The following is a 14411-nucleotide window of genomic DNA, read 5'->3' as shown; positions in this document are numbered from 1 at the left end:
GAACGTTGACAACGAGCGTTTTTCATAATTTGTTAAAAATACCCCGGTTTCCCGATGTGTTTTTTAAACGATGCTAACCAAAGAATGAGGAGTTCTCATACTTCTTTGGTCTGTTTATTATGCCGAGCTTTGGTAACAGGTATTAAGCTGTTATCAAAGCGAAGGAAGACCAAAGACTGACTAACCTTTTGGAGTTCTCAAATTTCTTTGGTCTGTTTATTTTGTGCATTAGGCTTCCGAGAATGCGGGCGGAGTCTAATGAATTTTTTACCGCTGTGGACCGGGAGCTGTTTTGCCCCCTCGCCAGCATGCGACACGCGGACCTCCCCCGCTAGTTCCGTCTGCCCAGTAAATAGGTTATGATTGATAGCCATACTTTTCAATTTACTAAAAAAATTTTTTCTGTCAATAACACAGGTCCTTTTTCGCACCTAAAGGCAATTCTTGGCCAATTCGGAAACGACAGATTACTATATTTCACGCCGTTATTATCGGCTTTACGCCTGCAAAAAAGGAATTAGTATGAGAAACTCGCTCAAGATTGAAGGTCCGGTCAAGACTTACCTTAAAGAAGACGAACTCCCGAAAGCATGGTACAACGTCCGTGCCGACATGAAGAAAAAGCCCGCACCGCTCCTGAATCCGGCAACCGGCAAGCCGGTCACGTTCGAAGACTTGCAGCCGGTGTTCTGCGATGAACTCATCAAACAGGAACTCGATAACGACACCGCATACATCGAAATTCCTGAAGAGATCCGCACTTTCTACAAGATGTACCGCCCCTCTCCGCTCGTTCGCGCCTACTTCCTTGAACAGGCACTCGGCACTCCGGCACACATCTACTACAAGTTCGAAGGAAACAACACCTCGGGCTCCCACAAGCTCAACTCCGCTATCGCTCAGGCCTACTACGCCAAGAAGCAGGGCCTCAAGGGCGTCACGACTGAAACGGGGGCTGGCCAGTGGGGCACCGCCCTTTCGATGTCCACCGCCTTCTTCGGACTGGACTGCCAGGTTTACATGGTGAAGGTTTCTTACGAACAGAAGCCGTTCCGCCGCGAAGTCATGCGCACCTACGGTGCAAGCGTCACCCCGTCGCCTTCCATGACGACTGAAATCGGCAAGAAGATCAACGCCGAATTCCCGGGCACCACGGGTAGCCTCGGCTGTGCCATTTCTGAAGCCGTGGAAGCCGCCGTGAAACAGCCGGGTTACCGCTACGTTCTCGGTTCCGTGCTGAACCAGGTGTTGCTGCACCAGTCTGTGATCGGTCTTGAAACGAAGGCCGCTCTCGACAAGCTCGGCGTGAAGGCCGACCTCATTATCGGTTGCGCTGGCGGTGGCTCTAACCTCGGCGGTCTCGTGAGCCCGTTCATCGGTGAAAAGCTCCGTGGCGAAGCCGACTACGATATTCTCGCTGTGGAACCGGCTAGCTGTCCGAGCTTCACTCGCGGCAAGTACGCCTACGACTTCTGCGATACCGGCAAGGTTTGCCCGCTCGCCAAGATGTACACGCTGGGCTCCAGCTTCATTCCGTCTGCAAACCACGCCGGCGGTCTCCGCTATCACGGCATGAGCAGCATCCTCTCCGAAATCTACGATCAGGGCCTCATGCGCGCAACGTCCGTGGAACAGACCAAGGTGTTCGAAGCCGCCAAGCTCTTCGCCCAGACCGAAGGCATTCTCCCGGCTCCGGAATCCAGCCACGCTATCCGCGCGACGATTGACGAAGCTCTCAAGTGCAAGGAATCCGGTCAGGCCAAGAACATCGTGTTCGGCCTCACCGGCACGGGTTACTTCGACATGGTCGCTTACCAGAAGTTCAACGATGGCGAAATGGCCGACTACATACCGACGGATGAGGACATCGCCAAGAGCCTCGCTCAGCTTCCGCAGGTCAACGGCTAGCTAAAACGTTATTGCGAGGAACGCAGTGACGAAGCAATCCATCCTTAAATAGATTAGCCCCGGAATTAATCCGGGGCTTTTTGCTTATATCTTTAATCGCTCAGTCCTAGTTCTTGCTACCAGTGACGCGGTAGCGGAATTCTCGCCCATTCTTTTTGAAGCGAACGAATAGGGCCTGTTCCTTTTGGTCGTAATAGAGCTTTGGCTGTTGCGGTTCTACGGCCTGCAGGCGCGGCAAGCTGCGGATTGCAATCGTACTATCTTGTGCCGTCGAATCTGTTTTGACTGAATCGATTTTAGAAGAATCTTGCTGAGTGGAGTCCGTCTTCACGGTATCTTTTGAGGTCGTGTCAGGCTCGGGTTCTTGCGCCTTCAAAAGTTCCAGCATTTTTTCGGCATAGCGTTCGCCAAACGTCTGGTAACCTTCGCGCGTAAAGTGCAGCGTATAGCTGGCTTCTTTAAGTGCCGGGCAGCCCTGTGCCGAAATCAAGTGACCGTTCGGAATGAGTTCTGCCGCCTGCTTTACAGCGTCGTTACGCCAACCGAGGTCACCCGTAGGAGCAAGTTCGCCAATCAGAATCGGAGTCTTTTCCGGGTCGAGTTCCAGCTCGGCAATCAAGTCGTCGTAGACTTTTTTCACTCGTTTCGGCCAGTCGTTCATCTGGTAATCCGCTTCGCCCTGATGGAAGAGGAACCCCTTGATAACGCCCTTCTGCTTTGCGATTTTACCCATCTCGACAATGCGCTTGTACAAATCGCCGCCGTATTCGTCCAGGTACTGAATCCACCAGGTGTCGCCTTTGTTCTTGGCATTCTGCACGTAACTCTTGTTGCGGTCCTTATCGAACAGGTCAATGCTCTGCCCACCAATCGCCACGTTCGCGACAGCCACCGTAATGCTATCTGGCAATTCCTTGATCATTTTGCGACCGAAGAAATCGACAATGCCGACCTTGGATTGGCTATGCCCCATCGGGGGTGCCGCCGGGTAAAACTCGCCCACCTTCTGGTTCGAATGGTTGCCTGCACGCAACACCTGAAACCGCGGATTTGTTTGACGATCCGCATCGGTCACGGTCGCCTGCCCCGACATATTCGATTGTCCGTAGGCCAGGTAGATATGCAGATTAGGGTCTTGAGCCAAGGCGGCGACACAAAGCGCCGTCGTTAAAAATAGGGATTTTCCAAACATATGAACCTCCTTTTTTCCACACCAAACGTATTGAAGATAATAAAAACGAATGAAAAAGAGTTTTTTCATTCGTTCTAAATAAGTTTATTTTGATGCTCTGAGGCTGTTTACCGCAAGTTCACGCGGAGCATTTTATTAGAATCCTTGCTGCGAATAAGGTATGTGCCCGCGTTCAGGCCCGCCTTGCGCAAAGATTCTTGCAGCGAAATTCGACCTTGAGTTCCGTTTTTAACGACACCCAGATACTTTCCGTTCAAATTGAACACTTCAAAAGTATCGTCCGCCAAATTCAGGCGCAGGCTTTGAGCATGAACAGTCCCCGTAGGATTCGTTCCAGAGGAATCGTCCGCCACCGCATACCATACGGCCTTATCCAGGCTTGCGGTCGCATCGGTAGGCGGAGTCGTGAGGTTTGCGCCGTAGTTTGCATTGTTAAGCATTCCGTTGTCGACCATGCCGTAGAAGATCCCCTTCGAAATTTCCTTGTCGAAGTTGTTTTCGAGGTCGCCGCGCAACTGCGCCGTGCCAGAGAGCTTTTTGCCGTTTAATGCCCACATCACGCCGTAGACTTGAGCGTTGTCGGTCACCGTCGTATTCACGATAATCGAAAGCGCGCCTACCTTAGCCTTGCCGGTAATGCTTCCGCTTACAAGCCACGCGTCTTCTTCGAGCACGGCATCGTCGCCAATGGTACCTGCAGTCACGAGCGCGCGCCCGCGGACAACGGCATTCCCGCTAATGGTTCCGCCGTCTACAACCGCGAAATCCTCGATGCGGGCTTTGCCGCTAATGGTGCCGCCGTTCACGACCGCATCGGGACCCACGTATACGCTCGCATCGACCTTCGCCTTGCTGCTCACGAGGCCGCCGCCGTTGCTGTGCCTGGTGTATCCACTGGTGTTTGTGGGCTTCCAGAAGTCCTTATTGTAGCCCTCGGGAGCGCCATTCTCGACCTCGATCATGTACGGGTAACGATAAATGCTGTAGTAAAACTGGTCCCACAAAATCGTCTGAATCTCGGTCGGAGTCGCCGTCACGGCAAGCCACAAAGCCTTGTCGCTTGCCTTCGTCTCGATTTCAAGATTGAATCCGGTACCATGCTTCATCTCGCTGTAACGGGGCGTTCCGTCCGCGCCCTCCGCGACTAGCCCGACCGTCCAACCCGAGGCCGGGTCCGGCAGCTTGTCGGGCGCGTAGTTGCACCAGTTGTATGTTTTTCCCTTGTAGTAGTCGGTATTGTCGCCAAAGCATTTATAGCCGTTTACCGTCGGCTTGCTCTGCACGATGCCGCGGAACTTGACCGTCACCTTGCCGGCGGAATCCGGATAGATTCGCACCAGGTTGTAGCCCCAGCGCTGCGGAGCCCAGTAGCTTGGAGAAATGTATTGCTCCGGGCATTCCTCTTCCATGCCTTCGCGCGGTTCATAATCCGGACACGGGATCTTGTTCAGCATAGTCACGCGCGGGTGTCTGCGGTAGTTGTCGCCCCAACTGGCGTCACGACGCGTCTTGAATTCATAGTCGCCATAGGATTTTTTATACAAAGTCTTCTTTGCGGGTGCATACTCGAGCGTCGCGTTCTTCATCGCAAACTTGCCGAACTGCTGGTTCAGGCTATCGAGCGTCCAACCGTAAACCATCATCATGGCGGTAAACGGCGTCTGCTCCATGCGGCCGTCTTCGCCATCGCGGATCGATTCCATCCAGATGCGGTTTACCTCGTGAGCACCCTTGTAACCACCGCCGAATTCTTCTTTGAGGTGTTCCAAGAATTGCCAGTTGCAGTAGCGGTCTCGCGTAGAACCGTAATACAGGTACGGATAATTAATCAGGTATTCCGAGCAATGGGCGTCGTTCGGATTGTACTGGTGCGCCATCCAGTTCGCGTGGCTTTCGGCGAACCAGCCCGAATGGCTGTTGTTACCCATCCAACCCGCAACGCCTTGCAGGCCGTGCGCGAACTCGTGCGATGTGCCCCAGTAATCCTTGAGGGAGCCCACGCCAATCCACATACCGGGGCCGAATTCATTGTTCAGGCCCTTCACGTAGTCCTGCCCGCCGTAGAGCGCCGCCATGACGGAATTGTCGAACACATAAATGTTGCTCTTGAGTTTTTTATCGGGGCTACTCGGGAACGGCAACATCCAGCCGAGCGAATCGATGTAGAAGGAATAAACCTTCTCAAGCGATGTGAGCACGCCCTGCGCATCCGCATTCGGAATTGAGACATTGTTCGCCTGGCCGTCGTCCGTCGTAGGCTTCTTGCAAACTTCAAAGTGATCCGATTCGGCGATCAGCGTAAAGCCGTTACTGGCGCACTGGTTTACCCATTCAATGGCGGCGTTCGCGCTTACTGCACCTGCGCAAAATACCGCCATGGCAATATTTATACCATGATTGATTTTCATACATTTTTCCCAAACAACACACCCACGCGGGCGATATAAATAAATATAAGCTCGTTTAACTAAAACGAGCTCTTGTATACAAAATTAAACAATCTGTCGCTGTTTTTTGTTCAACAGGCAAAACTACTTTTTTTCGGGCTCTTTTGCCTTTTGATCTTTAGCGGTCGAATCCTTGGATTTAGAGTCGCTCACTTTGGAATCTTCGGCCTTTTTCTTTTCGGGGCGGCCAATATTCTTGTAGTTCGGCGTAATGCTTATGCAGGCCGGAACCTTGGGAGGTTGCCTGTAAAGTGCCAATTCCTTGGTAAAAACGCCCTTTGCTTCGGAATACACGCTCCATTTGGTGCCTGCAGGGCAATTCTCGATAGGCACTCTCGAAATGGCGGTAAAGCGCGCACCAGTCACTTTGTATTCAAAGTAGTCCGAAGACGAGGTGTCCGGCAATTGCAAGGCCTTTGGCCCTCCAACAGTCTTTGTCCTGCCAAAATAGGCCTTTTGTGCCTTGATATAGTCCAGGGTATGCTGTTCCAAATCTTCGATTGCAGAATCAACAGAAGCAAGCTTGGCCGATTCCTGGCAACTACGAATCCCTGCGAAACCGCCCACTAATACGACAATTGCTGCAGCCGGAATGGCCAGTTTTTTAAGCGGAATTTCCCCGATGTTTGCAATTATTTCACGAAAAGAGGTTTCTTCGCCTTCTTCTTCGATACCGTCAGTTTCCCATTTAAGGAGCTTGAGGGTCACAAGAATATGCACAAAGAACCTAGGTAAAGCAAGCCCCACCACAGCAATAGCCAACAACACGATTGCAATAAACAAGAGAACCGTCAAGGCCGATTCTGCTGAAGGAAGTAACCCTTGAACGTCTTGAAGCATCTTGAACAGCTGACGGTCTTCGGCGAAGTTCTGGAGTGCCATACGCCCGGTAAAGCTGTCGTAGCGCGTAAGGCCAAGCTGAACGCCTTCGGATGCCATTTGCAGCACGGCAGCAAGCGCCCGTTCCAGGAACAAGAAAACCATGCCCACTAGGGCGATTAGCGATGCAATCAACCGTGCCGTGCGTACCGGAGTCAAACCCGTATTTTTCTGTCCTTCTGTCATAGGCTATTACTAGTGTGAAGTGTGAGGTGTGAAGTGTGTAATGACAAATTACAAATTTCACACTCCACATTTCACATTATTTTACTCCTGCCAGTTCCTTGGCGAGCTTTTTCGCGGTGGTAAAGTCTGCCTTGCCCGTACCGAGCTTAGGCACTTTTTCGACTGCAAATGCAAGGGACGGCAACATAATCGGCGGGAAATTGCTTGCTCGCAATTCCGAAATCACGTCCTTCGGGTCCTTTTCGCCTTGGTACAAAAGAACAATCTTTTCGCCCTTGGCAGAATCCGGAATGGTCGTCACCAAGTAGTCGCAGCCTTCCAGGACCGGCGTATCCTGAATCTTCTTTTCGACGGCACCCAGGCTCACCATTTCGCCGCCGAGCTTTGCAAATCGGCTGTAGCGGTCCACAATCGTCAAGAATCCGTCTTCGTCCAGGTAGCCCTTGTCGCCGGTGCGGTAGTAACGAATACCGTTGATTTTGACAATCACGCTATTTGTGCGGTCCGGGTCCTTGAGGTAGCCCTGCATCACCTGGCAGCCGCCAATCAGAATCATGCCCGCTTCGCCTGTCGGGAGTGGAATGTTCGTTTCGGGGTCTACAATCAGGAACTGTGTTCCCGGAAGCGCAGGACCCACGGTACCCGGCTTATTATTTATCTGGAGCGTCGTGTAGTCGTTATGCAGAGTGTTTTCGGTATTCACCGAGGCCACCGGAGCCGTTTCGGTGCAGCCGTAACCTTCGTAGATTTCTTTACCGAACTTGAGGCGGAATGCAGTTGCAAGTTCCGGGCGCAAGGCTTCGGCACCGGCAATAATCATGCGCACGTACTTGAACACCAACGGGTGCACATAGCGGCTCACCGTAAAGGCTCGCAAGAACGTAGGCGTTGCCACCAAGCATGTCACATGGAATTCGGCGCATACGCGGGCCATGGTCTTTACGTCGGTGGGGTCTGCCACAGCCACAATCGGACAGCCTTCGGTCAAGTTCAAGAGGGTCGTGACAGTCAGGCCAAAGCTATGGAACAGCGGGAGTTCCGAAAGCATTACGTCGCCGCGGCTCACGTTGATAATGCAGGCTAGCTGCTGAATGTTACCCATCAAGTTCCTGTGGCTGAGCATTACGCCCTTCGGAGTTCCCTCGGAACCGGAACTGAAAACAATGACCGCTGTATCGTCGATCTTGGTACGCTTGCAGAAAATAAAGCGAATGAGCCAGCTCGGCATAATAATGCAAAGGAACAGGAGAGCCGCAATCTTTGCCTTCGGAATCTCTTTCATCAAGTCTTCGGCGTAAAGAATGCGGAGTTTGTCCGAGGCAATTTCAGAGTAGTCGTTCCCTCTCCCCTTCAGTTTCTGGATAAATTGCCTGCTCGAAATGACCGTCGTCACGTCGGCGCGTTCGCAACAGTACTTGACGTTTTCGACCGACGAGGTGTAATTCAAGTTCACATTCGTCTTGCCCATGACCCAGAGTACCAGGTTCACGATGACGCCAGCGGGGCTCGGCGGGAGCATGATACCGATATTCTGTTCATCATTGCCAAGCTTTTTCTTTAAAAGACCGCGGAATGCCATAACGGCGCCCATGAGTTTGTAACCCGAAAAGTGTTTGCCGTCGGGGCTGTAAATGGCAGGCCCGTGCTTCACGTAGCGCTTGCAAGTACGAATCCAAGACGAGGCAATCGGGTGCACGAACTTGACAGCGTACTTCCAGGCATCAATCGAAATTTTGCGGACAATGGCGCGAATCTCGTTAGGAGGCGTCGTTGCAGGAATGGCCTCGCCAAAGGCAACCGTCACGGAACGGTCCGAAGACGCGCCGTACATGTTGGAGCCGCTATAGCTGTAGTTGGAGCCCCAAAGGCCCTGAATGTAGAACGGGACAATCACTGCATCGGTCTCGTCAACAGCCGAAGAATAGTCAATGGTAAAGGGTTCCACGTGCGGGGACTTGGACACCTCGCCTGTGGGGAATATGACCACGGCTTTACCCTCCAGAAGATCCTGATGGATTTTGTCCATGGCCTCTTTGGGGTTATTGTTGTCAATACGGATCATGCCCAAACGCTTGAGGACTGCGCGCAGGTACCACTTTTCAAAGTGGTCCTTGTTGCTTGCAATGCAAAGCGGACGGGGGGATGCCATCTGCAACATGGCCCAGTCGATAAAGCTGTGGTGGTTACCCACCAAAAGCACCGGTCCTTCGTTCGGAATATTCTGCACGCCAAGCACGCGAATGCGGTAGCGGTTGAACACCAGCTTAAGAAGCGTGCGGAGCAACGCCTGCGGCAAGTTCGAAATGGTCCATACAAACACCACCAGCGATACGATGGCGATTCCGAGGAAGTACAGTTGCGGACGGATGTTGGTGTAATGGACCATTAAGGAGAATAGGAACAAGAAGGCAATCAGCACGATTGCCTGGATCATGTTTGCCAAGGCCAGCACCGAACCGGAATTGTTTGGGCGCGTATTGTATTGCAACAAGGCGTTCACCGGCACCAGGAAGAGACCGCCGAACAAACCGGTCAAGGAATAAAGAATCACCAGGGCTATGGGGTTCACAAAGAACGGCACCAGGAACATGCAGATGGATACACCAATCATGCCCATGGGGATAAAGCCGGTCTCGATAAAGTCACGGGACTTGGTGGCCGCAATAATGGAACCAATCATAAGGCCAACAAAGGCGAATGCTAGGTAATTCTGAATAGTGTCGATTGCATAGGAGCCTGACACATCCTGATACATAAGCACGAACACCTGAGCCAAGGCCCAGAACATGGAAAGGGCGATAATCGAAGCGCGCAATGTCGGCACTCGCCAACCGAGGCTCAAGTGCTTTTTCACGTTCTCGATATTCACGTTCGGGTTTTCGTACTTGACCTTGGGCACCATAAAGCTAGCCACTGTTCCAAGCACACCGACACCCGCCAAAATCCAGGGAATCACGAGTGATTCCGAAGTAATACGGTGAACCGCTGCATACGACTTGAGCGATTCCAGGTTAATGAGGTTTACCCCTACCACTGCAAGCCAAGACGCACAAATAATACCGCCCAAGCCAAAAATCTGCAAAAAAGCATTCGCAAAACTCAAGTTGCGAACGCCAAACATCTCTTTAAGAATACCGTATTTTGCGGCACTATGGATAGCGAAACCGCAACTCAAGCCAATAGACAGCCAGAACGCCACACGCGGGGTATTGCAGGTCACAAGAATCGCCTGAGCAATCACAAAGACCGTCATCATGAGTGACGACCAGGCAAGCACCTTGTTCTTGGAAAACCTATTGGTAAAGAACCCCGCAAAGAATACCATTAGAATATATGGAGCGAGGAAGAAGATTTGCAGCATGAACGCTTGCCAGGTCTGTCCCGAATCCTCGTTCACAAACGATCCGGACAAAATCTTCTGGGCATAAATAAACACGCCCATTTGTACAAAGGTCATCGCAAGGATCGACAAGAAATATCGAATCGTACCCTTAGTTTTCCACATACAATACCTTCTAAAAAGGATGAAGTTATTACCAGGATAATTTAAAAAAATCCCTAGTTGGATTCACTAGGGGTTTTCCGAAATAATCTATTTAAAAGCTTAGATTGTAACCAAAAGTTTAACAACGACTTACGGCTTGGGCGGCATGCCGATTCCAGCCGATTTGAAGGCTTTTTTGGCGATAAAGGGCATTGCGATAAAAATCATGATATAGCCGAATACAAAACAGGCAATTTGAGAGCCCACGAACATGGGCATAAAGGGCGGCTTATGGTCGGGCGGCATGAGCACAAAGAACGCAAAAGTCACCATGACAGCCGTCATGAGCGGCGTGTAAATCAGGTTAGAAACGAAGGTTTCGATGGCGTGAGTCGTGATTTTATGCGGCGTCAGGTGCAATTTTTGGCCAAGAGCGGCGTTCACCTTGCCCATGGGCACCACAAACCCGATGCCAAAACTGACCACAAAACTGAGCAAAAAACTGCCGAACCAGCCGATAATAATCGGGGCAAGTGGCATTCCGGCAGGGCGTTCCGCCGTCGCGGTACCAAAAATACTGAGTGTAAAGCTCATCCACAGAGCCATCATAAACGAAATTCGGAGGCCGACAGCCTTCATTTGAGCCGGATTCGAGCCGCGATTCTGGTTTTCGGTATTCATAAGGAGTCCTTCTTATAACTTTTGTTTACAAAGATATACTCTTTTTTCATGAAAAAACATTTTTGTTCAAATAATTGTAAAAAAGTCGTTGTACGTTTCAAAACAAAACAACTTTCTAATCTTTGCACTTGGCATGAAAATTGCTAAATATGGCACGGAAAATGTAAAACAGAGCCCCGACATATCAATGTGAGGCATTTTTAAAGGATTATTTAGAAATGGCAGAAGATTTGAATCAGCAGGAACCGACCGCAGAAGAAAAGGCAAAATTCGAGAATGACGTGCTCAAGGCCGCCGAAGACGCGATGAAGATGGAGGCCGAGGCCAAAAAGGCCGACGCATCTGACGCCCAGGCTGAAGCCGCCGAGCAACCCGCTGAAGCTGCAGAAAAACCGGCAGAACCTGCCGAAGCCGCTCCCTCTGCTGAAGAAGTTCTGAAGCAGCAGCTGGCCGATGCCACTGACCGTAACCTACGCCTGATGGCTGAATTTGACAACTACCGCCGCCGTACCGCCAAGGAACAGCTCGAACTCATCGAAACCGCGAACGGCAAGCTTCTGGAGAAACTCTCCGAAGTGCAGGACAACTTCGAGCGCGCCTTCGCGAGCGAAAACAAGGCCCAGGATCTCGAAGCCTTCGAGAAGGGCATGCAGATGATTTACAACCAGTTCGCAAAGATTTTGACCGACGCGGGCCTCGAACAGATTGACCCGACCGGTGCCGAATTCGACCCGAACTGCCACGAAGCCCTGATGCAGCAGCCCAGTGAGACCGTGCCCGAAGGCCACGTGGTCACCGTGTTCCAGAAGGGCTACAAGCTCAAGAACAAGATCTTGAAGACCGCAAAAGTCATCGTCTCTTCCGGGAAATAAGCCCGCGCCGCCATCCGGAGCCGCGCGACTCCCCCGCTATTTAGGCACAGTTACGCTTTGTACTGTGCCATTTTTTCGTGCAATTCCAAAAAATAGTCGAAATCGCTGTGGAAAAGCTTATCCTGAACCACGCGATATTTTTCCCATTCCGTGATGGCGTGGGCCTGGGCCACTTCCATGGAAATTTTGCCCGCATTCGTCAAAAGTTCGTGTTCCGTAGCCTCAAGAATGCGGTCGAGGTGCCTCGCCCAGTCTTCCATCGTCATGGGAATGTGCCTAGCGGCCTGCATTTCTGCAAAATCCAGATAACCCGAGACAATCAGCTCAAGCGCCTTGAGTTCTTGGCCGTGAATCGCCCAGTGGAGCTTGTTTTGGACCTTCTTGAAAAAATCCCGGGTGATTTTTGCAGAGGGATCGTAATCTAACGCAGTCGAATAGATATCGGTCACCTTCTGGTAAAAGCGTCGCTCCGACACGCGGATTTCTCGAATGGCTTCCAATTGCCGCTCGAAATAGTCTTCGGTAAGGATTGTCCCGAAATTCTTGAGCCGCTCCTTGTCCATGACCCAGCCCTGGATGGTGTAATCCTTGACAATTTGCCCCGCCCACTTGCGGAACTGCACCGCCCGCTCGTTGTTGACCTTGAACCCCACGGCGATAATCATCTGGAGGTTGTAGTGCATTATTTCACGGGAAACCTGTCGTGAACCTTCTGTTTGAACTATCCGAAAATTTCGGATAGTTGGTTTTTCGGGCAATTCACCATCTGCCAGAATTTTTGAAATATGGTCATTAACCGTACGCACATCGACCCCGTACAGTTCTGCCATCATTTTTTGCGTGAGCCATACGTTTTCGTCTTCGTAACGCATTTCGACGCTCTGTTCGGAACCGCCCACGGCAGCCACATAAGTCAAGTATTCCGCAGCGGAACTGCGGATAGACACGGGATTGATTTTTTGGCTATTTTTGCTCATTTGAACACTAATATATATAAATTGAACTCCCCTGTCAATAGCCGGAGGGGACAATTTGTGTGAAAATAAACTAAATTTGGGGTGTAGATTTTTGAGGTTACTGGAGGTCTTCTGTGAAGATTTTTGCAAACGCTTTGGCTCTGTCCATTCTCCTAGCCCTGCTTGCTGCATGTGGCGATGAATCCTCTTCTTCTGTTTCGCCGGAACCGGGCGACGATTCTTCGTCTTCTGTCATCCCCGCCTCGAGCGGGGATCTCCAATCCTCGTCTTCTCAAAAGAGTTCCGGCAAGGAAAAGTCTTCTTCTAGCGAGAAGAATGTGAAGGAATCTAGTTCCTCAACAACTGCCAAGAATTCTTCTAGCTCCGTTGATGACAACAAGAGTAGTTCTTCAATCAAAAAAGAAGATTCCAGCAGTAGCGTGGAGATTGCTTCTTCCTCTAGTGTAACGCCGAAGTCGAGCAGCAGCGAAGACGTAAAGCAGTCTTCTTCGAGTGTTGTTGCTTCGAGCAGCAGCGTGGCTGAGCAGTCGAGTAGTAGCTCTTACGATAGAACGATTGCATTCAATGGATCCTTGTGGCGTAAGGGTGAGTACAAAATATTTGTTGACACCCGCGACAACCGTGAATACTATTACATACAAATTACTGGTGAAGACACGGCGGGCAAGGCTGCCGCAATCAAGGTGATGGCCGAAAACCTGAATGTCGGCGAATTCGTTTGGGGCTTTGAGGATCAAGAAGATGATTCTAAAATAGAACGCTACTGTTACAAAAACGATACTGCTAACTGCAACAAGTACGGAGGCCTATACCAGTGGGCAGAAATGATGCAGTTGCCGAGCCGTTGCAACACCGAAAGCTGTGCCGATTTAATCAAGCCGAACCACCAGGGAATTTGCCCCAGTGGCTGGCGTCTGTTGACTTATAATGACTACTACATTGTGGTGCATGCTGATAACAATGAAGATGGTGTAAAGGGAACCCGTGCTGGTCGCTTTGGCGGTAGCAATGATAGTGGCTATAGCCTTATTGGTGCTGGGTATCTTTGGGATCATTCTTTTAGAAGGGTCGATGAAGTTATTTATTGGCATTATCCTGCAGAGGGCTTTTTAGATTTTCCTCTTACATCGCAAGTTGGGTTCCAGGGAACGTCGTCGACGACTCAAGGTTCGCAGGATACTTACAAAACCCATGGCTTTTCCGTCCGTTGTGTAATGGTTGAATAACCATCACTATCAAACTGTAAAATTTTAAACAAAAAATCAAAAAAATCGGCATTCCGTACGGAATGCCATTGAGGGTTATTATGTCTAAGAAGAACATTAAGAATAATAAGAAAAATTCCACCCGTAAAAATTACAAAATCGAAGCGCTCGAGCCGCGTCTGATGATGGATGCGGCTCCAGTCATTGATTTTACTGATCCAGATGTTGTAGAAGCTCAGCTTGCTGAACTTTGTACAGAATCCGAAAATCAGACTGCAACTGCTGTTTCTAACCAGGTTCAGTCAATTGTATTCCAGATGAAGGATTCGGCTGACCAGTCTTTGACCCAAATTTCTGATTTCCTAAAGAACGTTGAAACCGATGTGAAAAATTTGGTTAATGCTTCTTTTGATGATGCCAAGGCTAAGGCTGAAGCCTATATTAATGAGTTCAATAGTAATCCGGATCTTGATGAAAAAAATAAAATCCACTCCGTAGATACATCTATCTTTTTAGGATATCAGAATTTCAGTTGACTTTTTTGAGCCGGGGCGTTACCCGGAACACGTCCGGGGCAGGC

10 protein-coding genes are annotated in these 14411 nt (G+C 50.5%); 4 read left to right on the top strand and 6 right to left on the bottom strand.

Annotated elements, in window-relative coordinates; translation table 11 throughout:
- Positions 1–522 precede the first annotated feature (522 nt).
- Positions 523–1908, top strand: coding sequence for a TrpB-like pyridoxal phosphate-dependent enzyme (locus B9Y58_RS03910; protein WP_073054762.1), 1386 nt, complete (start codon positions 523–525; stop codon positions 1906–1908).
- 106 nt (positions 1909–2014) lie between these two features.
- Here the strand turns inward: B9Y58_RS03910 and B9Y58_RS03905 are convergent, their stop codons facing one another.
- The 5 genes from B9Y58_RS03905 to B9Y58_RS03885 all read right to left on the bottom strand — a co-directional run bounded on the left by B9Y58_RS03905 (position 2015) and on the right by B9Y58_RS03885 (position 10777).
- Positions 2015–3100, bottom strand: coding sequence for a sialate O-acetylesterase (locus B9Y58_RS03905; RefSeq protein WP_073054383.1), 1086 nt, complete (start codon positions 3098–3100; stop codon positions 2015–2017).
- 107 nt (positions 3101–3207) lie between these two features.
- Positions 3208–5508, bottom strand: coding sequence for a T9SS type A sorting domain-containing protein (locus B9Y58_RS03900; RefSeq protein ID WP_233247826.1), 2301 nt, complete (start codon positions 5506–5508; stop codon positions 3208–3210).
- A 123-nt stretch (positions 5509–5631) separates the two neighbouring features.
- Complete coding sequence (locus tag B9Y58_RS03895; RefSeq protein ID WP_085534761.1) at positions 5632–6612, bottom strand: hypothetical protein; 981 nt, start codon at positions 6610–6612, stop codon at positions 5632–5634.
- Positions 6613–6688: 76 nt separating this feature from the next.
- On the bottom strand, positions 6689–10117 hold the full coding sequence (locus tag B9Y58_RS03890) for an MFS transporter (protein ID WP_085534760.1): 3429 nt from the start codon (positions 10115–10117) through the stop codon (positions 6689–6691).
- 129 nt (positions 10118–10246) lie between these two features.
- The gene (locus B9Y58_RS03885; protein ID WP_073321790.1) at positions 10247–10777 is read right to left on the bottom strand and encodes a hypothetical protein; all 531 of its coding nucleotides are present in this window, start codon (positions 10775–10777) and stop codon (positions 10247–10249) included.
- A 218-nt stretch (positions 10778–10995) separates the two neighbouring features.
- Between B9Y58_RS03885 and grpE the strand changes: the two genes are divergently transcribed.
- A complete protein-coding gene (grpE, locus tag B9Y58_RS03880; protein WP_085534759.1) occupies positions 10996–11649 on the top strand; it encodes a nucleotide exchange factor GrpE in 654 nt (217 codons plus the stop codon).
- A 50-nt stretch (positions 11650–11699) separates the two neighbouring features.
- Here grpE and rhuM read toward each other — a convergent pair whose 3' ends face one another.
- A complete protein-coding gene (gene rhuM, locus B9Y58_RS03875) occupies positions 11700–12626 on the bottom strand; it encodes a RhuM family protein (protein WP_085534758.1) in 927 nt (308 codons plus the stop codon).
- A 113-nt stretch (positions 12627–12739) separates the two neighbouring features.
- Here rhuM and B9Y58_RS03870 point away from each other — a divergent pair, with 113 nt between their 5' ends.
- Both B9Y58_RS03870 and B9Y58_RS03865 read left to right on the top strand, forming a co-directional pair.
- Positions 12740–13852 (top strand): FISUMP domain-containing protein, encoded by a 1113-nt coding sequence (locus B9Y58_RS03870; RefSeq protein WP_073054370.1) that lies wholly within the window; start codon positions 12740–12742, stop codon positions 13850–13852.
- Between the two features lie 80 nt (positions 13853–13932).
- Entirely contained in the window at positions 13933–14367 is a 435-nt protein-coding gene (locus tag B9Y58_RS03865) for an LEPR-XLL domain-containing protein (protein WP_073054368.1), read from the top strand.
- Positions 14368–14411 lie beyond the last annotated feature (44 nt).

This window comes from Fibrobacter sp. UWB15 (assembly GCF_900177705.1).
GTDB lineage: Bacteria > Fibrobacterota > Fibrobacteria > Fibrobacterales > Fibrobacteraceae > Fibrobacter.
This window is presented reverse-complemented; position numbering and strand designations above follow the sequence as displayed.

Excerpts from the sequence above, each read along its gene's own strand:
- B9Y58_RS03910 (WP_073054762.1), top strand. The coding sequence starts at position 523 with ATGAGAAACTCGCTCAAGATTGAAGGTCCGGTCAAGACTTACCTTAAA.
- B9Y58_RS03905 (WP_073054383.1), bottom strand. The coding sequence starts at position 3,100 with ATGTTTGGAAAATCCCTATTTTTAACGACGGCGCTTTGTGTCGCCGCC.
- B9Y58_RS03900 (WP_233247826.1), bottom strand. The coding sequence starts at position 5,508 with ATGAAAATCAATCATGGTATAAATATTGCCATGGCGGTATTTTGCGCA.
- B9Y58_RS03895 (WP_085534761.1), bottom strand. The coding sequence starts at position 6,612 with ATGACAGAAGGACAGAAAAATACGGGTTTGACTCCGGTACGCACGGCA.
- B9Y58_RS03890 (WP_085534760.1), bottom strand. The coding sequence starts at position 10,117 with ATGTGGAAAACTAAGGGTACGATTCGATATTTCTTGTCGATCCTTGCG.
- B9Y58_RS03885 (WP_073321790.1), bottom strand. The coding sequence starts at position 10,777 with ATGAATACCGAAAACCAGAATCGCGGCTCGAATCCGGCTCAAATGAAG.
- grpE (WP_085534759.1), top strand. The coding sequence starts at position 10,996 with ATGGCAGAAGATTTGAATCAGCAGGAACCGACCGCAGAAGAAAAGGCA.
- rhuM (WP_085534758.1), bottom strand. The coding sequence starts at position 12,626 with ATGAGCAAAAATAGCCAAAAAATCAATCCCGTGTCTATCCGCAGTTCC.
- B9Y58_RS03865 (WP_073054368.1), top strand. The coding sequence starts at position 13,933 with ATGTCTAAGAAGAACATTAAGAATAATAAGAAAAATTCCACCCGTAAA.